The organism is Paraliobacillus salinarum (genome assembly GCF_014083865.1).
Classification (GTDB): Bacteria; Bacillota; Bacilli; order Bacillales; family Amphibacillaceae; genus Paraliobacillus; species Paraliobacillus salinarum.
In genome coordinates this window covers 491,553-512,268 of record NZ_JACEFA010000001.1, presented here as the reverse complement: position 1 = coordinate 512,268, position 20,716 = coordinate 491,553, and the positions used below count along the sequence as shown (strand labels likewise).

The following is a 20,716-nucleotide window of genomic DNA, read 5'->3' as shown; positions in this document are numbered from 1 at the left end:
CACCTGTTTTATATTAATAATTAGGTTTTTTTGACATTTTAATTTTACCTGTCCATTTTTTATAGCCGCCTTGTAAGTCAAACAAATCTTTGTAACCATGTTTGTTTAACAACATTGCAGCACGAGCTGATCTAGATCCACTCTGACAGTATAAATAAATTGGTTGATCTTTTCTTAATTCTTTCATGCGTTGCTTTAATTGAGTTACTGGAATATTTCGAGCACCTAGAATATGACCACCGTCAAATTCTTTAGGTTCGCGAACATCAATTAGCTGTGCTTTGCGATAGCCTTTACGAAACTCTTCTTCTGTAAGAGTTGTGAGTATCTTTCTTTGCTTAAGATATCTAAAGACAGTAAATAAAATAAACGCAACTAACAGACCTATAATTAAAAACCATTCGTTCATAAATACTTCCCCTTTTTGATCATTCTATATATAGTATATGACGATTATAACATTTTTTAAAAGAATTTCACTATATAAAGTAATATTTTAATATAATTGACTTTATTGAAGTGTATAGTTGAAATTTGGATTGAGTACTAATTCGCTTGTGCCATAAGAGAAACTGTTGTATGATTTTTAATAGGAACATGGAGCAATAAGAATTGGAGGATTACTATGCCAACACCAAGTATGGAAGATTATATAGAACAAATATATATATTAATTGAATCAAAAGGATACGCTAGAGTATCTGATATAGCTGAGGCACTTGACGTTCATCCGTCCTCCGTTACTAAAATGGTTCAGAAACTGGATAAAGATGAATATTTAAATTATGAAAAATATAGAGGGTTAATTTTAACAACACAAGGGAAGAAAATTGGCAAAAGATTAGTATATCGTCATGAATTACTTGAGCAGTTTTTAGAATTAATCGGCGTTGAAAAAGAAAATATTTATCAAGATGTTGAGGGAATTGAACACCATTTAAGCTGGAACTCAATTGATCGAATTGGTGACCTTGTTCAGTATTTAGAAAAGACTCCACAAGCAATTGAAGCACTCAAGCAATTACATAAAGAAGCGGATGAAACATTAAAATAGTTGTTTTTCAAAATACCGGGTAGCTACTCGGTTTTTTTATTGAAACTTTTTTCATAAGATGAACGTATATTTATTTAAGATAAAATAAAGGGGACATTAAAATGATTGGCGCATTAATAACAACAGGATTATCTTTTGTATTAGCATTAAGTTTTATCATTATTATATTTTTGAAACATAAACCAAAGGCAAATAAAGTGAAACAGAGTTTTATTTTGCTTTTAGTAATCTTTATATTGTTCTTCGTAAACATATATGTCATTATGCCAAGTATTATCGTACCGAATATGTTGGTATTAAACTTGATCACGGCAGCAATAACCTTACCATTGATCTACCTCTTGCTGACTGGTGGCAAAGCTACAATCAAGGCACGTTATAGTAGATTTTTTATCATTGTTGGATTACTAATCTTGGCTGTTCCTGCAACATACCTATATGGAATCTTTAGCTTAGATAACGTGCATGATTCCATTAAGACAGAAGAAAAAGATCAAGCAGAGCCATTAAGTAAGGATGATACTCCAATAGCTGTGGCTCCAGAATCTGCTCGAAATAAAATGCAAAAAGCGATGAGTGTTGTTCCAAATCCACAATTCTATGATTTAGGCAAGCTTCAAGTCCAAAAAATCAAAGAGGATATTGTATATGTCGCACCATTGGAATTTACAGGATTTTGGAAATTTGTTCGTGGCCAAGAAACAGAAGGCTATTTTACAATATCAGCTACTAATGTAAATGCTCAGCCAGAGTTCATTTCAAACAAAATGCAGTATACCAACTCTAGTTATTTCCACAAAAATGTACAACGAGTGATATATGATAAATATCCTCATTATGTACAAAGTGGAGAAGCGCAAATAGAAGTAGATGAAGATGGAAAAACATGGTATGTCCAAACGTTATATAAAACGTTGACAATCACAGATAAGCCGAATTTAAACGATTTAAAAGTAGCTGTAGTGGACCCGAATAGTGGAGAAGTCTCCCTGTATGATACAGAAGAAGCACCAGCGTTTATTGAAGGTTCAGTTAGTTCAGAAATAGCTTCTTTACAAAATGAATATTATGGAAAGTATGTGCATGGTTGGTTTAATAGTAAGTTTGGTAAAAAAGATGTGCGTATTCCTAATGAGTCAGGAACAGAAAAAAGTGTAACACCAGTATTCGGTGAAAATGGTGAAATGTATTATTTTACAGATATGACATCACCAAAAGAAAACATTGATTCAGCTCTAGGCTATACCATGATCCATGCAAGAACAGGTGAGCTAACTTATTTTAATGGCGAAATGAATAATGGAATTATGGATAGTGAAGGTGCCAAGCAAATTGTAAATAAAGAATTTCCTGAAAAGAATTGGGAAGGTTCGATGCCAATTTTATATAACATTGATGGGAATGCAACATGGGTAGTTAATGTGTTAGATCCAAATGGTTTGTTTAAGAAATATGCATACATTAATGCTGCTGATTCTGATTTTGTTGTGTTTGGTGAAACAGCAAATCAAACATTAAAAAATTATCGGATTGCGCTCCAACAGAACCCTGGCTTTGTAAATTCAAGTGATGGAGCAGAGATCGTAAAAGTTGAAGGCGAAATAGATCGTGTGCTAGTTTCAACAAGCGATAACATTCAAATTGTTCAATTTATATTAAAAAATGATCCAATCATTTATACTGTAAACACAACGATTGAACCTAAGGCTATCTTCTTAAATAAAGGAGATACAGTTAATATGGAAGTGAAAATTAGAGATGGTGCAACAGGATCAGTTGAAAGCATTGAAATTAAAGGTCTGACCGATTAAGGTAATACAAATAGTAACAGTGCTCCGTTGTGGAATTTAAGGATGATTCTACAACGGATTAATATTTATTTTAAAAGTTAACAGTACTACTTTGATAATCTTGGCTCTGATTGTGTAATCTGCCTATTTTATCGCAACATGTTTAAACTTTTGTGAAACGAGGGGGAACATTCTTTGGGGAAGGGATTACTTCATCATATAGAAATATATGTATCGGATCTAAATAGATCAGTTGAATTCTGGGGATGGCTTCTTGAAGAGCTTGGATATAGTACTTTTCAGAAATGGGACAGCGGACAAAGCTGGAAATTGGGAGCTACCTATATTGTCTTTGTGCAAACGGAGGAAAAGTTTCTTGATGTTCCATACCATAGATGTCGAGTCGGTTTAAATCATTTAGCTTTTCATGCTGACTCTCGTAGTCATGTCGATGGAATAACAAACAGATTGAAGGATAAAGGAATTACTATACTCTATACTAAGCAACACCCATTTGCTGGTGGAGATAATTATTACGCTGTTTTTTTTGAAGACCCAGACAGGATCAAAGTGGAACTAGTAGCACCTTGATGGCAGCGTAATAATGGAGTAAAAATTTTTTGGGAATAAGAAATGAGATGGATTAAGGACGCTATACCAAAAAGGTGATGCGTCTTTTTTGTATTTACGGAAAATAATTATAGAAAAATCGAAATAATTAATAAATCAGAACGATTCATGTGTTAGAATATTGTTGTAATGTGTAAATAATGGAAAATCAAATTTAGCTTTACATATCTAGAGTTTGATCATTAAAGAAATAACATAATTTAAACACGTCACGTGCCAGATACTTAAATAAAGTCATGGTAAGGAGGGCAATACAATGCTTGGATTACCAAGTGGTGAGGTATTTCTAATGCCTTGGACTAAAGAATGGTCAAAGGAGTTTTTACTAGAAAAAGAGAGTATTCAAAATAAAATAGGAAAATCTGTTGTGAATATTCATCATATTGGCAGCACAGCTGTAAAAGGATTAAGTGCCAAGCCAATTATTGATATCGCTATAGAGATTAAAGAGTTTGATGATGGTGAGTGTTGCGCTCATCATTTAGAATGTTTAGGTTACACTTACAAAGGAATTAATATCCTGCCAGATAGGCATTACTTTATTAAAGGAGAACCGAGGACACATCAAATTCATATGTATCAAGCTGGAAATAAGTACTTATTAGAACAATTAAGTTTTAGAGATTACTTACGTAGCAATGATAGTACAAGAATCGAATATCAAAAATTAAAAATTGAACTGTCAGAGATGAATAAGCAAAATAAACACAAGTATGCAGAGCAAAAAACTAATTTTGTTCAATCTGTTTTGGCAAGAACATAAAACTAACTTTTTCCAATTTCAATCAAGTAATGTTTATGAAAAAGTAAGAATTATAGTTCCAGAAATTAGTGATATTACTGAGAGATTTAAAAAAATTGTTAAACGATTGTTATATGGAACAAGACATATAGTCCTTATCCTACAAAAAGGGCAAAAATAATAAAAGGGGGTGTTCTCGTTGGAAATTGAATTCCTTGGAACTGGTGGTGCGATAACTATACCACGGCCGCTTTGTAATTGTAATGTTTGTCAAGAAGCAAGAAATAAAGGAGTACCATTTAGTAGAATGGGTCCAAGTATATTTATACATGGTCCTAACTTATTGATAGATACACCTGAAGATATATACCACCAAATCAATCGTTCTACTATTGATGATGTGAAAGGTGTTATATATTCTCATTGGCACCCAGATCATGTAATGGGACGAAGAATTATCGAATCGTTAAGTGCTGATTGGATTAACTACCCTCCTCGAAATAAGAAAATAGAAGTTTATATTCCAGAACAAGTCAATATTGATTTCAACACGTTTCTTGGTAGTAATGAACATTTAAGCTTTTTTGAATCACAAGGATTTGCTAACATAAATCAATTGAAAGATGGAGAATATTTATTTCTAAATAAAACAAAAATCTTTCCATTTAGATTGGCGGAGGATTATGTATATGCTTTTTTAATTGAAAATGAAAATAAAAAAGCGCTTGTGGCAACTGATTAATTAAATAATTGGAAACCTCATAAGGATCTGATAGGAGTTGATCTGGCTATATTACCAGTAGGTATATTTGAGTTTCATCCATTAAACGGCGAAAGATTATTACAAAAAGACCATCCTGTTTTTAGTGAAGAGGCAACCTTTAAAGAAACATTAGAAGTTGTCAAAACCCTTGATGCTAAGCGCGTGATTTTAACACACATCGAAGAACCAAATGGGTTAAGTTTTTATGATTTTAAAGAGTTAGAAAGAAATTTGAAAATGTCTGGTTTAAATATAGAGTTCGCCTATGATACGCAATTGATAAAAGTGTAACATGTGAACGAACGATTCTGAGCTAACAGATAATTCTTTAATATACTCGGAGGGATGTTCATGGATTACCAATTTAATAAATTATCTCAGGAGCAAGCAGATAATATTGCTTTCAACTGGAGATATGAAGGGGAATTCTCTTTTTATAATATGACAGCTGATGAGGAAGATCTGACTGAATTCTTAAATCCTGTACAACGTGGAGATAAATATTTTATAGTCACCAAGGACAGCGAAGAAGTTGGGTTCTTTTATTTTGAATATGAAGGCGATCTCATTGATGTTGGATTAGGAATAAAACCTGAATTAACTGGGTGTGGATTAGGTGTAGAATTTATAAAAGCTGGATTAGATTATGCCATATCCAAATATAATCCTAGAGAGATAACTCTTTCGGTTGCTACTTTTAATAAGAGGGCGATTAAGGTTTATAAAAAAGTAGGCTTTAAATCCATTGAAACCTTCATGCAAGATACAAATGGAAGTCGTTTTGAGTTCTTAAAAATGAGGTATAAATGCGCAAATTGAAATAACTATTGCGCTTAAGAATATGATTAAGAAAACGATAAGGGAGTGTGTATATGAATAAGCTATATATGAGGCAAAAAGTGTTTAGCTTGGGTGGAAAGTTTACAGTAAAGAATAAAAGTGACCAAGATAAATATATGATAGAGGGTAGTTTGTTTTCTGTTCCAAAAACTTTTACGATTATAGATGCTAATGAAAATGTAATTGGAAAAATAACGAAGAAGGTATTTAGTTTTCTACCTAAATTTTTCGTTGAGGTAGATGGAGAAGAAATGATTACGATTCAAAAAGAGTTTTCTTTTTTTAAAGCTCGCTATCGAATAGACGCTCGAAATATTGAAGTGCAAGGTGATTGGTGGGATAAAAACTTTGAGGTGATGAGTCGTGGTGAGGTGGTAGGTCAAGTGGTTGAAAAGTGGTTTGCGTGGGGAGATACTTATGAAGTAACTATATTTGATGAAACTCTTGAGCATATTATTATCTCTTTAGTTGTCGCAATTGACTTTGTTAAGCAACAAGATAATGCTGCAGCTGCTGCCAGTTCTTAGACCTGATAATAATAAGACGAGTTAAATTGTCGTGCTTATATGTCTATTTTAGAAAAACTTTTAATAAATGCTATAAGAAAATAGAAGAAAAAGCTATCAAATGATATCGAAATAAAAATAATGCTTGAGTCTTTTCAATGCTATTTAAATAAATAGCATTATATTTATTCTTTTTAAAAAGTAATATGATCTTCGTTGTTCTAAACGCATAATAATCCCGCTATATATAAATAGAGGGGCGATGTCATGAAAATTGATGGTGTTTTTTCTGGTGGTGGCGTAAAGGCGTTTGCCTACGTTGGTGCGTTAGAAGTATTAGAGGAAAAAGGATTTTCATTTGTTCGTGTTGCTGGATCATCAGCAGGTGCTATCGTCTCAGGAATGATAGCTGCTGGGTATTCTGTGAAAGAAATAAAAGAATTATTTATCAATTTAGATATGAATCAATTTATGGATCGTTCATTAGTAGAAAGATATGTCCCAATCTGGAAATGGGTATCGTTGTATTTTACAATGGGGTTGTATAAAGGTGATCGATTTGAAAACTGGCTTTATCAAGTTTTAGCAAAAAAAAATATTTATACTTTTCATGATTTACCGAAAGATAGCTTGCGCGTAGTGGTTGCCGATTTAACTCTGGGGAAAATAGTTGTCATACCAGACGATTTAGAACGTTTGTATAACCTTAGACCAGAAAGTTTTTTAGTAGCTAAAGCGATTCGTATGAGTGCAAGTTTGCCTTATTTTTTTAGACCGGAGAAAATCATGAATACCAACAGAGAAAAAAGTGTTGTGGTGGATGGTGCTGTACTAAGTACTCTACCTATCTGGATTTTTGATCAAGAAAAAGAAAAAAAGCAAAGGCCTGTATTAGGTATGAAATTAACTGCCTCGTATGATCAACTACCTGCAAAGAAAATAACTAATGCGTTAGATTTAACAAAAGATTTAATTGATACGATGCGAATTGCTCATGATGCAAGATATATTTCTACTAAGCATCAAGAAGATGTTCTATTTTTACCTGTTACTGATGTGACTGTCGCTGATTTGGATCTTTCTGCAAAAGACAAACAGCGTTTAATTGATTTTGGTAAAGTTAGAGCGACATCATTCTTAAAGCACTGGCCAAATTAATTAAACAGAATAAAGATCGGGCTATTAAAATGTAGCTCGATCTTTTCTTTTTCCTTTTTTACCATCGATGACTCGTAAATGAGGTGCATGTTTATGATCACGCGTTTTCTTTGACAGGTTATTCTTTTTACCTTTAACTTGATTGATTGCGGTAAATTGTTTTTTCCTATTCTTTGATTGTTTCACTGCTTTTTTATATTTTTTTAGTTCAGTTGTATTTTTACTTCTGAAGAAGAGGAAATAAATGACACCGTATATTAATACCGCTGATCCAATGATAGTTAAAATTGTTGTAAAAAAAGTGGTTGTGTTAGTCAGTAATTGACTAATTAAACCGATAGCAGCCAGGGTAACTAAAAGATAGAACCAAATTGGTTTTTTGTTGTGTCTAAACATGTGTTTCACCCTTTCTATTTATGAACTATAGCAAATTGATATTTTCTTCATTCTATCAAACCAAAACGAAAACATTTTAATCTATTTCTTAGTATAGCGTACTCTATGAATAATATACCAAAAAATCTAGTTGTTGCATTTCAAATTTTTATTTCAAGCATATTTTTTGAATTTCTTGTTCATTCTATAAGATAGAGGTGATCAAAAAATGGGAGCAAAAAAACAATTAGAACAAAATAAACGTGAAAAGCCTGCCTCAATGCTATCAAGAACGTTATCAACAGGTTTTTTTGGCGGGATATTTTGGAGTTTTATCGCATGGATTGCAAGTTATTTTCATTTCACAACTGTTTCCCCAACAACTTTTATCATTCGTTCTTGGTTGGATGCAGATTGGACGAATAGTTGGTTAGCCGATGTTCTTTCCATACTTGCGGTTTCAGTTATTTCACTATTAGTAGCCATGGTTTATTATGTATTACTTAGAAAAACAAGAGGATTATTGCCTAGTATTTTGTTTGGTTTAGCATTATGGGGAGGACTTTTTTATCTGCTCTTACCAATTTTTCCAAATGTTAAGCCTTTAACACAATTGGATAGTGATACGATCGTTACAACCATTTGTATCTTTATATTATATGGTCTATTTATCGGCTATTCCATTTCTTATGAGTATTTAGATAGTATTTCTAAAAAAAATATTTAATAAAACTCTAACACATTATTTGTAAAATAAACAAATTTCTATATTTATGATAAACTTAGACAAACATATATTTATAAAAATAAGTTTATTTATGATGGAGGCAATGAAAAGAATGGGGAAAATCGAAAAACTTAGATCGATGCTAGGTGAAAACAATTTAGATGCTTTACTAATTACAAATCCGTTTAATCGCAGATATATTTCTGGTTTTACTGGAACTGCTGGAATTGTCTTAATAACAGAAGAGAAGGAATTATTAATCACAGACTTTCGTTATACACAACAAGCGAATGATCAAGCAACAGCGTTTGAAATTGTTGAACACAAGCAGCCTATAGTGAAAGAAGTAGCTAGTCAATTTAAAACACTAGGTATTAATCGCGTTGGTTTTGAAAAAACAGATCTTACATATGCGATGTATGAGCAATATGCAAAGGAAGCAGAGGTAGAATGGGTTCCAACAGAAGGCCTTGTTGAAAAAATTCGCCTTATTAAGACAGAAGATGAGATTAGCATTTTAAAAGAAGCTGCTAAAATAGCAGATGATGCATTTAAACATATTCTTACTGTTATTAAACCAGGAGTGACAGAGATAGAGGTATCCAATGAATTAGAATTCTATATGCGAAAGCAAGGAGCAACTTCATCAAGTTTTGATATTATTGTTGCTTCTGGCTACCGCTCAGCACTTCCACATGGTGTTGCTTCTGAGAAGAAAATTGAAAATGGTGAGCTTGTAACAATGGACTTCGGTGCCTTGTATAATGGTTATTGCTCAGATATAACACGCACCGTAGCAGTCGGAGAAATATCAGATCAATTAAAAGAAATCTATGATACTGTCCTTCAAGCTCAATTAAAAGGTGTTAATGGAATTAAAGCCGGAATGACTGGTAAACAAGCTGATGCGCTAACAAGAGACTATATTACAGAAAAGGGTTATGGTGAATATTTCGGGCATTCCACTGGACATGGCCTTGGGTTAGAAGTTCACGAACAGCCTGCGCTTTCTTTTAAATCAGATCAAACGCTAGAAGAGGGAATGATTGTTACGGTTGAGCCTGGTATATATGTACCAAATGTTGGTGGCTGTAGAATTGAAGATGACATCATTGTAAAGAAAGATGGCAATGAGAGGTTGAATCATTCACCAAAAGAACTTATTATATTATAAGGCATAGGTAATACATTCTTTTAAAATAGAGAGAAACAGGGAGGAAATGAAATGATTTCAGTTAACGATTTTAAAACTGGTCTAACAATCGAAGTGGATAACTCGATTTGGCAAGTAGTAGATTTTCAACACGTAAAACCAGGCAAAGGTGCTGCTTTTGTTCGTTCTAAATTACGTAACCTTCGTAATGGTAATATTCAAGAAAAAACTTTTCGTGCAGGAGAAAAAGTAGGAAAAGCACACATTGATAACCGTAAAATGCAATATCTTTATGCTTCTGGTGATATGCATACCTTTATGGACACTGAAACATATGAGCAAACAGAATTGCAAGCAAGCCAAATTGAATATCAATTGAAGTTTTTAAAAGAAAACATGGAAGTTCAAATCATGAGTTATCAAGGAGAAACAATTGGTGTAGACTTACCAAATAATGTAGAATTAGAAGTAACAGAAACAGAACCAGGTATTAAAGGAGATACTGCAAGTGGTGGTTCAAAGCCGGCTACGTTAGAAACAGGTCTTATTGTACAAGTTCCGTTCTTCATTAACGTAGGCGATGTGTTACAAATCAGCACCAGTGATGGTAAGTATGTTTCAAGAGCATAAGTGAATAAGTTATTTAAAAAAGTTGTCTACTATATAGGCAACTTTTTTTGTTTGGAATTCGTTCTGGCGTTTTGTTGTGGATGTGGTTTGTTTATTTCAGTCATAATGCATGCAGACAAGCATACAATGTCAATAAAGCAATACTAGAAAAGGAAGCGTTCAAATGATAGAAGAAATCATGTCATTATTCACAGGACCTTTACGGAACAAAATAGAGAAGAAAATCGGTAATAGGTGGAGTATGTTACAAGAGATACGCATTCGTATGAATCAACCAGTAGAAATAATTTTTGATAGTCACACAGAATGGATGACAGATTTAATTGCAGATAAGCAGGATGCTACCTATTTAATTAATCAAATTTCGCAATTTTCGCTATACCGAATGGAAGAAGAGTTAAAAAAAGGCTATGTAACTATTCGAGGAGGACATCGAATTGGTTTAGCAGGGAAAGTGAATACAACGAATGGTTATGTAAAAGCAATAAAAGATATGACTTTTTTTAATATACGGATTGCTAAAGAAAAGATAGGAGCCGCTTCACCTTATATTAACGCGCTACATGAAGAAGGCTATTGCAATACGCTAATCATTGGTCCGCCACAGACTGGAAAAACGACATTGCTTCGTGATATCTCAAGATTAATTGGTTCTGGATGGAAGCATGCTTCACCTGTAAAAGTTGGAATTGTAGATGAACGCTCAGAAATTTCGGGTTGCCTAGATGGTGTGCCACAACATGATGTTGGAACCCGTACAGATGTTTTAGATGCTTGTCCTAAAGCTGAAGGAGTAATGATGCTTATTCGCTCCATGTCTCCTGATGTCATTGTTGTTGATGAAATTGGGAGCGCTGAAGATGTTCTTGCCATCCAAGAAGCATTGCGCGCAGGTGTCAAGTTGATGTGTAGTGCGCATGGCAATTCACTAGATGATATAAGAAAAAGACTATCGTTTCAACCACTGTTTCAGTCAAACATGTTTGATCGATTCATTGTTTTAAAAAAGTCAGATAAACCGGGAACTGTCTTTCAAATTTTAGATAGCAACGGAAATAACCTGATGAAAAAGAGGGTTGAAGAAAATGAAATGGGTAGGAGCGCTACTATTAGTCATAGCAACCACCTGGATAGGGTTCGAAATCGCATCTCATTTGAATAATAGGCCAAAGCAAATTAGGCAATTGAAAAGTGCATTACAAACGATGGAAGCGGAAATTGTATATAGTCATGCTCCATTAATAGATGCATTTTGGCACGTAGCTAATCAATCTCCTGAACCAATAGCAGGTTTTTTTCAAATGTTACATCAGCAGCTGAAACAGGGAGCCAGTGATTTAAATATTGCATGGGCAAAAGCGTTAGGTAATTTAATGAACAATAGTGCTCTGAGTTATGACGAGAAGGAAGTATTAAATCAATTTGGACAAACATTAGGCCAACACGATATTTCACAACAAAAAAAATACATTCAATTGGCATTAACACACCTAGATCGAATCCTGGAAGATGCTGTGGATGATCAACATCGTTACAGTAAGATGGTAAAAAGTCTAGGCTTTTTAGCAGGATTGTTTATTGTCTTACTTCTAATTTAGAAAGGGGAATAACGATGTACCAAGATGCTTCTATTTTATTTCAAATTGCAGGAATTGGGATAATTGTTGCAATGATTCACACGATTTTAAAACAAATGGGAAAAGAGGAATATGCACAATTTGCAAGTATTGTAGGTTTTATCATTGTGCTTCTTTTTGTTATAAACGGAATTTCTGATTTATTTCAAGAGATTAAGTCCGTATTTTTATATCGAGGATAGTTAAATCATGATGATTATTCAAATCGTATCCATAGGAATTGTTGCTAGTTTATTAGTACTTTTGATAAAAGAGCAGAAGCCAACCTTTGCATTATTCATTGTTATTTTCACCTCTATTATTATCTTTTTTATTGTTATGGATTACGTTTCTACAGTTTTTGGACTGATCCAATCGATTAGTAGCCGTGCGAACATAAATGATACGTATCTTCATACCATCTTACAAATTATCGGCATATCTTATATAGCGGAGTTTGGAGCACATATTACTAGAGATGCAGGCTTAGCATCAGTCGCTGCAAAAATTGAATTAGCAGGTAAACTATTTATTATTGTACTAGCTGTACCAATCATATCAGCTGTCATTGAAACAATAATAGGATTTTTACCGCAATAAGTAAAAAAAAGCGGGGAAAACAGATGAATAGTTGGTTCAAGAAAATACTACTTCTAATTGTTATATGTGGCATGTATTTCATGACAGATCAACTAGTGTTAGGTGTTTCAGATGACTCATCTAATAGTGATTCAAATATACCAAGTAGTCAATTATTAGAGAATGTCTCTTTACAGGATACAAGTGATTTTTGGGAGAATCTCAAAAATGATTATGGTGCCTACTTACCTAATATACAAGATGTTACCTTTCGAGAATTTTTACAAAATCAAAATATACTTTCTATAAAAGATTGGCTAAGCGCAATTTTTACTTATATTGGGTACGAAATAGTTGCTAGTGGAGATCTGTTGGGTACGCTCATTGTACTTTCTTTATGTTCTGTTGTTTTACAAATGATACAAAACTCGTTTGAATCCAGCACAGTTAGTAAGGTGTCAGATTTAGTTGTAGTCTTAGTGTTGTTTGTATTGGCAATGCAAAGTTTTCAAGTTGCATCTTCATACGTTACTGAAACAGTCATGCAAATGCGAGATTTTATGGTTGCCTTATTACCATTAATTTTAGGCTTGATGGCTTCATTTGGAAGTATAACAGCTGTAGCTTTCTTTCATCCAATTATCGTTGCCTGTATGCAGCTTACGGTAATGCTTGTCAATTACTTCATTATTCCACTTTTTTTCATCTCAGCTATTTTGCAAATGGTGAGTGTACTGAACGAATCATTTCAAGTTACAAAGTTAGCTGAGTTACTTAGAAACATCGGCTTAGGGTTGTTAGGAATATTATTGACTGTCTTTTTAAGTGTTGTTTCTGTTCAAGGAGCGACAACAGCAATACAAGATGGTGTGGCGATGAAGACAACTAAGTTTGTTACAGGTAATTTTATTCCAGTAGTGGGAAGGTTGTTTACGGATGCAGCAGATACAGTATTAAGTGCCTCGTTACTATTGAAGAATGCTGTTGGTCTTGTTGGGGTCATTATTTTAGTTGTTATTGTTCTTTTTCCTGCAATAAAGATTTTTATTATTTCATTCATCTATAAAATTTCTGTTGCGATACTGCAGCCATTAGGAAATGGTCCAGTTATCAAATGTCTAGACATTCTAAGTAAACATATTATATATTTATTTGCTGCACTATTAACTGTTTCTTTCATGTTTTTTTTAACTATCGTTATCATCGTAATTGCTAGCAATATAACATTAATGCTTCGTTAGTGGAGGGGACAATAACGAGATGGACTACTTTATTACTTGGATTACGAGACTTGTATTATTTTTATTTCTAGTACTAATTGTTGAGATGTTATTGCCGCAAACAATGATGCGAAAATATGTACATATTGTTTTGTCGTTCTTATTCTTACTCATGTTTTTACATCCTCTTTTTCAGCTTTTTAATGTTGATATTAATCAAGCTATTTCACGTTCGATGGATACTTTCGAACAATCTTTAAATAACAATCAATTAAAAAATGAGATTGAAAACAAAAAAAAAGAAATACAAGCCTCCCAAGATGCATATGTTGAAGAAGAGCTGATTGTCCAAATGATAAATCAAGTGAAAGAGGGGTTGATAGAAAAATATGATATGGAAATATCAAGTGTTCAGTTCCGTTCTGAAGAAAACATAGGAGCAGAAACGTTGGAAGAAGCTAGTATATACGTAGAAGTACAAGAAAACGTTACAAAAAGAGAAGTGAAGGAAGTAATAATTGGAAACGATCAAGTTCCAAAAAAAGATACGGAAGATGAAACACTGCGTAATGTAAGTATTTATCTAGCCGAACAATGGGAAGTGAAATTAGAGCAACTAAATGTTGTTAAGAAGGGAGAAAAAAATGAATAATCCTTTCAAAAAAATATTATCAAACTTAAAGTTAAAAACGGAAGACGGATCCAAACCAACGAAGACAGGTTATATGTTAATCATTGGATTAATTGGTGTCCTTGTTTTATTGGTAGGGAATATGTTTACGAACCAAGATGATACACAACCGAGTCAAATAAATCAAAAACCACAGTTGTTAGAAGGTGCAGCTGAAGAGGAAACTTTTTCTCAAAAGAAGTCCACCACCTCAAACGTAAATGAAGTAGAGAAGGAATATGAAACAGAACTCCAAGCTTTGCTTGAAAAAATAGATGGCGTTTCGGGCGTAGAAGTTATGGTTACTCTTGAGGCTACACAAGAGCAAGTTTATGAGAAAAATCTAATAGTAGGTACGCAGACAACAGAAGAAACCGATCAAAATGGTGGAGAAAGGCATATTGAGGATGCGACGGAAGAGCAACAAACCGTCATTGTTAGGCAAGGTGAGCAGGAAGTTCCTTTATTAATTCAAACCAAACGCCCAGAAGTTAGAGGAGTTTTAGTTGTTGCAAAAGGTGTGGAACATATGGAAGTGAAGCAATGGGTCTCTGAAGCTGTATCACGTGTATTAGGGGTTCCAGTTCATCGGATTTCGATTATGCCAAAAAATAATGGGGAGGAATCATAATGTTAAAAAAACAAACAGTATGGTTGTTAACAATGTTAAGTCTAATGATTGTATTAAGCGTGTACTATATGAACGCTAACGGTAATGGGGACTTTGCCTTTATTAACGAAGATATACTAAATGATGAAACAACAACAGGTAATGTTGATGAGGCTGATGTGGAAAAAGATTCAGAAGGAACAATTACTGAAAGTACAAATGAATCTAATGAATTGTTTACTATGATTCGTATGGATCTATCAGAAACAAGAAGTAATCGAGTAGAGCAGTTAAAAGATATTATTGCTTCTAGTTCGGCTTCAACAGAAGAAAAAAATAAAGCATATGATGAAATGGAGGAGATCGATCATATATCCTCAAAAGAATTAATTATAGAAGAGACATTAAAATCTGAAAAAGGATTTAATGATGTACTCGTAAGAACGAAAGACAATAGTGTCATCGTAACAGTAAACGCCGAAGAACTATCAAACGTCGAAGCAAATAACATCATGCAAATGGTATATGATGAATTCGGTAGAGTTAATGTAGAAGTCAAATTCCAACCGAATAAGTAAAACTAAATAATAATTGAAAATAGGCTTTTCATTATAATGAAAAGCCTATTTTTAAATTTATTAACTCATTTTTCAGATGAATATTTTAGGTTTTGGTACAGGTCTGATTTCACTCTTATTGTTAGAATAGGCAGTGTTTGAAGCACAGGATTCTTTGAAATCAAAAGGAATCGCTTGAGTATAAGGTGGCGGTAATAAATCAGCATGTAAATTAAGTCGGTTAAAATTGTCTATTAAAGAACCATCCTCTTCTCGTTGTTGATGTAGCTCATTAGTAATAACCTTACCAATTTGTCTACCTAAACGAAGCCCTTCATCATTATCTATTGGAAAATGAACACCCGCATATAATCTCGATTTCGCATTTTGTTCAGCTAACTCTTTAAGACGACGTGCTTCACTCGGGAAGAAGTAACTTAAAATTGTTTCAGCGCATCCAGATACTGCTGCATGCCCCGATACATAAGTTGGGAATCTTGGTGTGCAAAGAATAGGTTTTAGTTTTGGGTCGTATTGAATTGGACGAGCAACATCCGAAAGATATTTATAATACCATGCAACAACAAATGTATCATTCATGCCGGCTTGCACAGCAGCTAACACTCGGGCTGCTTTCGTTGGAGTAAGTCCATATGTGTCAATTAATCGATCAATAATAGGTGTCCATTGTTTTGTCGCTGGACCCGTCCCCCAGTAAGTAGCGATGTTAACTTGCTCTGTTGTAATGTTTTTCAATGTGGATTGTACGATGCTTAACTGTTTATTCCAATCAATACTTTCCGGCGAACTAATTTGAAACGAAAATTTACCATTAGGTCCATAAAATGAATCGCCGTCTCGCTTTAAATAATACATAGGCCATGAACTAGCTTGAGGGTCTACAGCATCATTTGGTGGATGGTTTTCTCCGCCATAAGCGATTTCTGACCATCTCAAGTAATTATCGGACATGATTTTCACCCTTTTCCATTTGTAGTACATATATATTAATACATGCAATTGTATGTCATTTTGAAATGGACACAAGTCTACTCTGGAAGAAAAAAATTAAAGAAATTTAGCTAGGATTCTAATAACCACTTAATCCCTACATATTTATTAGCATCATCCAATAACTAATTTTTTTATTAAAATTTAAAACGATAATCTGCCTGTGTTATGATTAAAATATTAAATATACGTCAATTTTAAAAATGAATAGTTGCAGTTTTTCGATGGATTACGTAAAATGTTAAGAGGAGTTATTAGTACCTGTTCATAATTCTTTATGAGAAGAGAGTTATATTTAATTTATAAGAAGAGGTGTTTGTTATGTTAAAAATAGAAGAAATTCAATCTTTAATAAAAACGATTGATGCATCGTCAATTAATGAATTTACATATGAAATAGACGGTGCAAAACTTGAGTTGAAAAAACAAGTAGAACAGCAGGTAGTTCAACCGACGCAACCTGTATACACAGCACAGCCTACTGTTGCACAGCAAACAACTGTTTCTGCTTCTGAAGAAACCAAAGAAGATGAACCAATACAAGCTGTGTCTGGTGACTATGAGATTACTTCGCCGATGGTTGGTACGTTTTATAGTTCGTCTTCACCAGAGCAAGATGCGTTTGTAACTGAAGGGGATAAAGTTAATCCGAACACAGTAGTTTGTATTGTAGAAGCAATGAAATTATTTAACGAAATCGAAGCAGAGGTTTCTGGTGAAATTGTAGAGATTCTTGTTGATAATGGAGAACTAGTTGAATTTGGTCAACCGTTATTCCGAGTGAAGACTAAATAAGGGGAGAGAACATGATTAAAAAACTATTAATTGCTAATCGTGGAGAAATTGCTGTTCGAATCATTCGAGCTTGTAAAGAGCTTGGGATAGAAACAGTGGCAATTTTTTCTGAAGCAGATCAAGAAGCTTTACACGTCCAATTGGCTGACGAATCTTACTGTGTTGGACCACGGTTTAGTAAAGACAGTTATTTAAACTTTACCAATATTATGAGTGTTGCTACGCTAACAGAGGTAGATGCGATACACCCGGGATATGGTTTTCTAGCGGAAAACGCCGACTTTGCTGAGATATGTGCAAAATGTAATATAACTTTTGTAGGCCCTAGCGCATATGCTATTCAAAAAATGGGAACAAAAGATGTTGCAAGAGAAACAATGAAGCAAGCAGGTGTACCAATCGTCCCTGGCTCTGACGGTATTATAGAAAGTGAAGATCAAGCCATTGAAATTGCTGAGAAGATCGGATATCCAATGATTATTAAGGCTACTGCTGGTGGTGGCGGAAAAGGGATCCGAATTGCACGTGATGAGCAAGAATTAATTAAAGGCTTACGCGTTACACAACAAGAAGCAGAAAAGGCTTTTGGTAATCCAGGTGTGTATCTTGAAAAATTCATTGAGGATTTCTCTCATGTGGAAATCCAAGTAATAGCTGATAATCATGGAAATGTGATACACTTAGGCGAGAGGGATTGTTCTATTCAACGTCGATTGCAAAAGTTGATTGAAGAAACACCCTCACCGGCAATCACTGATTCTATCCGTGAGCAAATGGGAGAAGCAGCTGTTCAGGCAGCTAAAGCTGTTAATTATTCAGGCGCCGGAACAGTTGAATTTATCTTTGACAAAACAGATCAAAGCTTTTATTTTATGGAAATGAATACTCGTATTCAAGTGGAACATCCAATTACTGAAATGGTTACTGGTGTAGATTTGATCAAGGAACAGATCAATATCGCTAACAATCAAACACTGTCATTGTCACAGGAAGAAGTAACATTTCAAGGTTACGCTATAGAATGTCGTATCAATGCTGAAGACCCTTGTAAAGACTTCATGCCATCACCTGGAAAGATTGATATGTATCTTCCGCCAGGTGGATTCGGTGTACGTGTTGATTCTGCTGCTTATCCAGGCTATTCTATATCTCCATATTATGATTCAATGATTGCAAAATTAATTACTTATGGGCCAACACGAGAAGAAGCAATAAAGCGTATGAAGCGCGCATTAAGTGAGTTTGTAATTGAAGGTATTTCTACTACGATTCCTTTTCATTACAAAATGATGGAGCACCCTGTTTTCAATAATGGTGATTTTAATACGAAATTTCTTGAAAAGTATACTATAATAGAAGATGAATAAAATTTATTGCGAATTTTATTACTAACTCAAAAGGAGTGAACCTTAATGAGTGAAAATCATTTATTAAATGTAAGTGAAGATGGTCGTTTAGGAAAAGTTGAAATTGCACCGGTAGTTATAGAAGTAATAGCGGGCATAGCAACTAATGAGGTGGAAGGTGTTTCTTCTACTCGTGGAAATTTTGCGACAGGCGTAGTAGAAAAATTCGGAAAAAAATCACACGGCAAAGGAATTAAAGTCGAATTAACCGATATAGGTGTTATGATTGACGTTTTTGTTGTATTAGATTATGGCAAAACTATTCCTACTGTAGCAAAGAAAATCCAAGAAAATATTCGTCAGGCATTAAAGAATATGACAGCACTAGAAATTGAGGAAATCAATGTCCATGTTGTAGGTGTTCGCCTAGAAACGAAAGAAGAAACAAACGAAGAAGAGTGATTTTATGGAAGAGACCTTGAGGAGATTAATTCTCTAGCAAGGTCTTTTCCTGTTTACTATGTAAAAAATAAATATTTTTTGTTCACGTCATAAATGTAATACGTTATACTAAAACAATGTTTTAAAAAAGAAACAATCTATGGCTTTTTATGCCCTAATTCGTTATGATGTAGATAAAATATTAATAGCATAAGTGTGTGAATGTTAACAAGGAGAATGAAGATGAAACGAAGAAACGCAAGAGAAAAAGCTTTTCAAATACTTTTCTCATTAGATAATGAAAGTTTTGATCCAAAAGTATCAATGACTCAATTATTGGAAGATGATCTACCCTCAGACTTTTTAGAAGCAATTATATTTGGTGTTTTTCAAAACAAGACAGACATTGATCATAAAATAGAGGATCATCTAGAAAAATGGAGTTTGAATCGCTTGGCAAACGTGGAAAAGACATTACTTCGGATTGCAACGTACGAAATGTTTTATGATGTAGATACACCACATGGCGTAGCAATTAATGAAGCGATTGAATTGGCGCATGTTTATGGAGATGAGAAATCAGGTAAATTTATTAATGGTGTACTTTCAAAAATGACTAAATAGGGGGAATGTGTTGTGGTAGCAGAGATCATTTATGGAAAAGACTTGGCGAACGGCTTGCGTTCAGACATGAAGGAAGAGGTTTATGATTTGAGGCAGAGTGGAATTGTGCCAAAGTTAACAGTTGTTTTAATAGGTGAAGATCCAGCCTCTAAATCTTATGTTAAAGGGAAGCAAAAGGCGGCTGATTATGTTGGTGTTGACTCCGATTTAATAGAACTACCTTCAGAGACCACGGAAAAAGCATTATTAGAATTAATCGAAAAGCTTAACCAAGATGATACAGTTAATGGCATACTTGTTCAACTACCATTACCAAAACACATTGATGAACAGAAAATTATTGAAGCGATAACCCCAAGTAAAGATGTGGATGGTTTTCACCCCATTAGTGTTGGAAGAATGCTAACTGGAAAGGAAACCTTCTTACCATGTACACCTCTTGGTATTATCACCATGTTAAAGTCAAAGAATATTTCCTTAGAAGGAAAACACGCAGTAGTTATTGGAAGAAGTAATCTTGTAGGTAAACCTGTAGGGCAATTACTTCTAAATGAAAATGCGACTGTTACTTACTGTCATTCAAGAACAAAGAATATGGATGAATTAGTCAAGATTGCAGATATTTTAATTGTGGCTGTAGGAAAAGAATCGTTTATTCACGGAGACCAAATCAAAAAAGGTGCGGTTGTGATAGATGTAGGTGTCAACCGAAACGAACATGGCAAATTAGTTGGAGATGTTGATTTTGAGTCAGCTAAAAATAAAGCATCTTATATCACCCCTGTTCCTGGTGGAGTTGGCCCAATGACAATCACAATGCTAATGCATAATACGATTCAATCAGCGAAATTAGCCGATGCTAGAAGGTAGTGAATAAGT

27 protein-coding genes are annotated in these 20,716 nt (G+C 34.0%); 24 read left to right on the top strand and 3 right to left on the bottom strand.

Annotation, left to right across the window (positions count from 1 at the left end; translation table 11 throughout):
- Positions 1-13: 13 nt before the first annotated feature.
- On the bottom strand, positions 14-409 hold the full coding sequence (locus HP569_RS02640; RefSeq protein WP_182199543.1) for a rhodanese-like domain-containing protein: 396 nt from the start codon (positions 407-409) through the stop codon (positions 14-16).
- Between the two features lie 216 nt (positions 410-625).
- Between HP569_RS02640 and mntR the strand changes: the two genes are divergently transcribed.
- The 8 genes from mntR (at position 626) to HP569_RS02600 (ending at position 7,483) form a co-directional block, all read left to right on the top strand.
- Complete coding sequence (gene mntR / locus HP569_RS02635) at positions 626-1,054, top strand: transcriptional regulator MntR (protein ID WP_182199542.1); 429 nt, start codon at positions 626-628, stop codon at positions 1,052-1,054.
- Between the two features lie 101 nt (positions 1,055-1,155).
- Positions 1,156-2,865, top strand: a complete 1,710-nt coding sequence (locus HP569_RS02630; protein WP_182199541.1) for a DNA-binding protein — start codon at positions 1,156-1,158, stop codon at positions 2,863-2,865.
- 174 nt (positions 2,866-3,039) lie between these two features.
- On the top strand, positions 3,040-3,435 hold the full coding sequence (locus HP569_RS02625) for a VOC family protein (RefSeq protein ID WP_182199538.1): 396 nt from the start codon (positions 3,040-3,042) through the stop codon (positions 3,433-3,435).
- Positions 3,436-3,730: 295 nt separating this feature from the next.
- Positions 3,731-4,237 (top strand): GrpB family protein, encoded by a 507-nt coding sequence (locus tag HP569_RS02620; RefSeq protein WP_182199536.1) that lies wholly within the window; start codon positions 3,731-3,733, stop codon positions 4,235-4,237.
- Between the two features lie 178 nt (positions 4,238-4,415).
- A complete protein-coding gene (locus tag HP569_RS14390; RefSeq protein ID WP_246366874.1) occupies positions 4,416-4,958 on the top strand; it encodes an MBL fold metallo-hydrolase in 543 nt (180 codons plus the stop codon).
- Positions 4,959-5,330: 372 nt separating this feature from the next.
- A complete protein-coding gene (locus HP569_RS02610) occupies positions 5,331-5,798 on the top strand; it encodes a GNAT family N-acetyltransferase (RefSeq protein WP_182199535.1) in 468 nt (155 codons plus the stop codon).
- Between the two features lie 53 nt (positions 5,799-5,851).
- Positions 5,852-6,346 carry an LURP-one-related/scramblase family protein gene (locus tag HP569_RS02605; RefSeq protein ID WP_182199533.1) on the top strand — a complete coding sequence of 165 codons (495 nt, stop codon included), beginning with the start codon at positions 5,852-5,854 and terminating at the stop codon, positions 6,344-6,346.
- Between the two features lie 246 nt (positions 6,347-6,592).
- On the top strand, positions 6,593-7,483 hold the full coding sequence (locus HP569_RS02600; protein ID WP_182199531.1) for a patatin-like phospholipase family protein: 891 nt from the start codon (positions 6,593-6,595) through the stop codon (positions 7,481-7,483).
- A 24-nt stretch (positions 7,484-7,507) separates the two neighbouring features.
- Here HP569_RS02600 and HP569_RS02595 read toward each other — a convergent pair whose 3' ends face one another.
- Complete coding sequence (locus HP569_RS02595) at positions 7,508-7,879, bottom strand: SA1362 family protein (RefSeq protein WP_182199529.1); 372 nt, start codon at positions 7,877-7,879, stop codon at positions 7,508-7,510.
- 208 nt (positions 7,880-8,087) lie between these two features.
- On the opposite strand from HP569_RS02595, the gene HP569_RS02590 reads away from it, so the two are divergent.
- From HP569_RS02590 to HP569_RS02540, 11 genes are all read left to right on the top strand, one after another.
- Entirely contained in the window at positions 8,088-8,585 is a 498-nt protein-coding gene (locus HP569_RS02590; protein ID WP_182199528.1) for a YqhR family membrane protein, read from the top strand.
- A gap of 112 nt (positions 8,586-8,697) precedes the next feature.
- Entirely contained in the window at positions 8,698-9,759 is a 1,062-nt protein-coding gene (locus HP569_RS02585; RefSeq protein WP_182199526.1) for a M24 family metallopeptidase, read from the top strand.
- Positions 9,760-9,810: 51 nt separating this feature from the next.
- On the top strand, positions 9,811-10,368 hold the full coding sequence (gene efp / locus HP569_RS02580) for an elongation factor P (protein ID WP_182199524.1): 558 nt from the start codon (positions 9,811-9,813) through the stop codon (positions 10,366-10,368).
- 166 nt (positions 10,369-10,534) lie between these two features.
- Positions 10,535-11,530 carry a stage III sporulation protein AA gene (gene spoIIIAA, locus HP569_RS02575; protein ID WP_182199632.1) on the top strand — a complete coding sequence of 332 codons (996 nt, stop codon included), beginning with the start codon at positions 10,535-10,537 and terminating at the stop codon, positions 11,528-11,530.
- Entirely contained in the window at positions 11,454-11,966 is a 513-nt protein-coding gene (spoIIIAB, locus tag HP569_RS02570) for a stage III sporulation protein SpoIIIAB (protein WP_182199522.1), read from the top strand. The genes spoIIIAA and spoIIIAB overlap by 77 nt, the downstream gene beginning before the upstream one ends.
- 14 nt (positions 11,967-11,980) lie before the next feature.
- Entirely contained in the window at positions 11,981-12,187 is a 207-nt protein-coding gene (gene spoIIIAC / locus HP569_RS02565) for a stage III sporulation protein AC (RefSeq protein ID WP_182199521.1), read from the top strand.
- 7 nt (positions 12,188-12,194) lie between these two features.
- The gene (spoIIIAD, locus tag HP569_RS02560) at positions 12,195-12,584 is read left to right on the top strand and encodes a stage III sporulation protein AD (RefSeq protein ID WP_182199520.1); all 390 of its coding nucleotides are present in this window, start codon (positions 12,195-12,197) and stop codon (positions 12,582-12,584) included.
- A 23-nt stretch (positions 12,585-12,607) separates the two neighbouring features.
- Complete coding sequence (spoIIIAE, locus tag HP569_RS02555) at positions 12,608-13,804, top strand: stage III sporulation protein AE (RefSeq protein WP_182199518.1); 1,197 nt, start codon at positions 12,608-12,610, stop codon at positions 13,802-13,804.
- 19 nt (positions 13,805-13,823) lie between these two features.
- Positions 13,824-14,435, top strand: coding sequence for a stage III sporulation protein AF (gene spoIIIAF / locus HP569_RS02550; protein WP_182199517.1), 612 nt, complete (start codon positions 13,824-13,826; stop codon positions 14,433-14,435).
- Complete coding sequence (gene spoIIIAG / locus HP569_RS02545; RefSeq protein WP_182199515.1) at positions 14,428-15,084, top strand: stage III sporulation protein AG; 657 nt, start codon at positions 14,428-14,430, stop codon at positions 15,082-15,084. The genes spoIIIAF and spoIIIAG overlap by 8 nt, the downstream gene beginning before the upstream one ends.
- Entirely contained in the window at positions 15,084-15,641 is a 558-nt protein-coding gene (locus HP569_RS02540) for a SpoIIIAH-like family protein (RefSeq protein WP_182199513.1), read from the top strand. Before spoIIIAG ends, HP569_RS02540 begins: the two co-directional genes overlap by 1 nt.
- A gap of 72 nt (positions 15,642-15,713) precedes the next feature.
- Here the strand turns inward: HP569_RS02540 and HP569_RS02535 are convergent, their stop codons facing one another.
- Entirely contained in the window at positions 15,714-16,592 is an 879-nt protein-coding gene (locus HP569_RS02535) for a vanadium-dependent haloperoxidase (RefSeq protein ID WP_182199512.1), read from the bottom strand.
- A 360-nt stretch (positions 16,593-16,952) separates the two neighbouring features.
- Between HP569_RS02535 and accB the strand changes: the two genes are divergently transcribed.
- The 5 genes from accB to folD all read left to right on the top strand — a co-directional run bounded on the left by accB (position 16,953) and on the right by folD (position 20,707).
- Entirely contained in the window at positions 16,953-17,426 is a 474-nt protein-coding gene (gene accB / locus HP569_RS02530) for an acetyl-CoA carboxylase biotin carboxyl carrier protein (RefSeq protein ID WP_182199511.1), read from the top strand.
- Between the two features lie 11 nt (positions 17,427-17,437).
- Positions 17,438-18,793 carry an acetyl-CoA carboxylase biotin carboxylase subunit gene (gene accC, locus HP569_RS02525; RefSeq protein WP_182199510.1) on the top strand — a complete coding sequence of 452 codons (1,356 nt, stop codon included), beginning with the start codon at positions 17,438-17,440 and terminating at the stop codon, positions 18,791-18,793.
- A 45-nt stretch (positions 18,794-18,838) separates the two neighbouring features.
- Positions 18,839-19,234, top strand: coding sequence for an Asp23/Gls24 family envelope stress response protein (locus HP569_RS02520; protein ID WP_182199509.1), 396 nt, complete (start codon positions 18,839-18,841; stop codon positions 19,232-19,234).
- A gap of 222 nt (positions 19,235-19,456) precedes the next feature.
- On the top strand, positions 19,457-19,837 hold the full coding sequence (gene nusB / locus HP569_RS02515) for a transcription antitermination factor NusB (protein ID WP_182199508.1): 381 nt from the start codon (positions 19,457-19,459) through the stop codon (positions 19,835-19,837).
- Between the two features lie 12 nt (positions 19,838-19,849).
- The gene (gene folD / locus HP569_RS02510; protein ID WP_182199507.1) at positions 19,850-20,707 is read left to right on the top strand and encodes a bifunctional methylenetetrahydrofolate dehydrogenase/methenyltetrahydrofolate cyclohydrolase FolD; all 858 of its coding nucleotides are present in this window, start codon (positions 19,850-19,852) and stop codon (positions 20,705-20,707) included.
- The last annotated feature ends 9 nt before the right edge of the window (positions 20,708-20,716 follow it).

Bases quoted from the DNA above. Each gene is read 5' to 3' on its own strand.
- HP569_RS02640 (WP_182199543.1), bottom strand. From the start codon at position 409: ATGAACGAATGGTTTTTAATTATAGGTCTGTTAGTTGCGTTTATTTTA.
- mntR (WP_182199542.1), top strand. From the start codon at position 626: ATGCCAACACCAAGTATGGAAGATTATATAGAACAAATATATATATTA.
- HP569_RS02630 (WP_182199541.1), top strand. From the start codon at position 1,156: ATGATTGGCGCATTAATAACAACAGGATTATCTTTTGTATTAGCATTA.
- HP569_RS02620 (WP_182199536.1), top strand. From the start codon at position 3,731: ATGCTTGGATTACCAAGTGGTGAGGTATTTCTAATGCCTTGGACTAAA.
- HP569_RS02610 (WP_182199535.1), top strand. From the start codon at position 5,331: ATGGATTACCAATTTAATAAATTATCTCAGGAGCAAGCAGATAATATT.
- HP569_RS02605 (WP_182199533.1), top strand. From the start codon at position 5,852: ATGAATAAGCTATATATGAGGCAAAAAGTGTTTAGCTTGGGTGGAAAG.
- HP569_RS02600 (WP_182199531.1), top strand. From the start codon at position 6,593: ATGAAAATTGATGGTGTTTTTTCTGGTGGTGGCGTAAAGGCGTTTGCC.
- HP569_RS02595 (WP_182199529.1), bottom strand. From the start codon at position 7,879: ATGTTTAGACACAACAAAAAACCAATTTGGTTCTATCTTTTAGTTACC.
- HP569_RS02590 (WP_182199528.1), top strand. From the start codon at position 8,088: ATGGGAGCAAAAAAACAATTAGAACAAAATAAACGTGAAAAGCCTGCC.
- HP569_RS02585 (WP_182199526.1), top strand. From the start codon at position 8,698: ATGGGGAAAATCGAAAAACTTAGATCGATGCTAGGTGAAAACAATTTA.
- efp (WP_182199524.1), top strand. From the start codon at position 9,811: ATGATTTCAGTTAACGATTTTAAAACTGGTCTAACAATCGAAGTGGAT.
- spoIIIAB (WP_182199522.1), top strand. From the start codon at position 11,454: ATGAAATGGGTAGGAGCGCTACTATTAGTCATAGCAACCACCTGGATA.
- spoIIIAC (WP_182199521.1), top strand. From the start codon at position 11,981: ATGTACCAAGATGCTTCTATTTTATTTCAAATTGCAGGAATTGGGATA.
- spoIIIAD (WP_182199520.1), top strand. From the start codon at position 12,195: ATGATGATTATTCAAATCGTATCCATAGGAATTGTTGCTAGTTTATTA.
- spoIIIAE (WP_182199518.1), top strand. From the start codon at position 12,608: ATGAATAGTTGGTTCAAGAAAATACTACTTCTAATTGTTATATGTGGC.
- spoIIIAF (WP_182199517.1), top strand. From the start codon at position 13,824: ATGGACTACTTTATTACTTGGATTACGAGACTTGTATTATTTTTATTT.
- spoIIIAG (WP_182199515.1), top strand. From the start codon at position 14,428: ATGAATAATCCTTTCAAAAAAATATTATCAAACTTAAAGTTAAAAACG.
- HP569_RS02540 (WP_182199513.1), top strand. From the start codon at position 15,084: ATGTTAAAAAAACAAACAGTATGGTTGTTAACAATGTTAAGTCTAATG.
- HP569_RS02535 (WP_182199512.1), bottom strand. From the start codon at position 16,592: ATGTCCGATAATTACTTGAGATGGTCAGAAATCGCTTATGGCGGAGAA.
- accB (WP_182199511.1), top strand. From the start codon at position 16,953: ATGTTAAAAATAGAAGAAATTCAATCTTTAATAAAAACGATTGATGCA.
- accC (WP_182199510.1), top strand. From the start codon at position 17,438: ATGATTAAAAAACTATTAATTGCTAATCGTGGAGAAATTGCTGTTCGA.
- HP569_RS02520 (WP_182199509.1), top strand. From the start codon at position 18,839: ATGAGTGAAAATCATTTATTAAATGTAAGTGAAGATGGTCGTTTAGGA.
- nusB (WP_182199508.1), top strand. From the start codon at position 19,457: ATGAAACGAAGAAACGCAAGAGAAAAAGCTTTTCAAATACTTTTCTCA.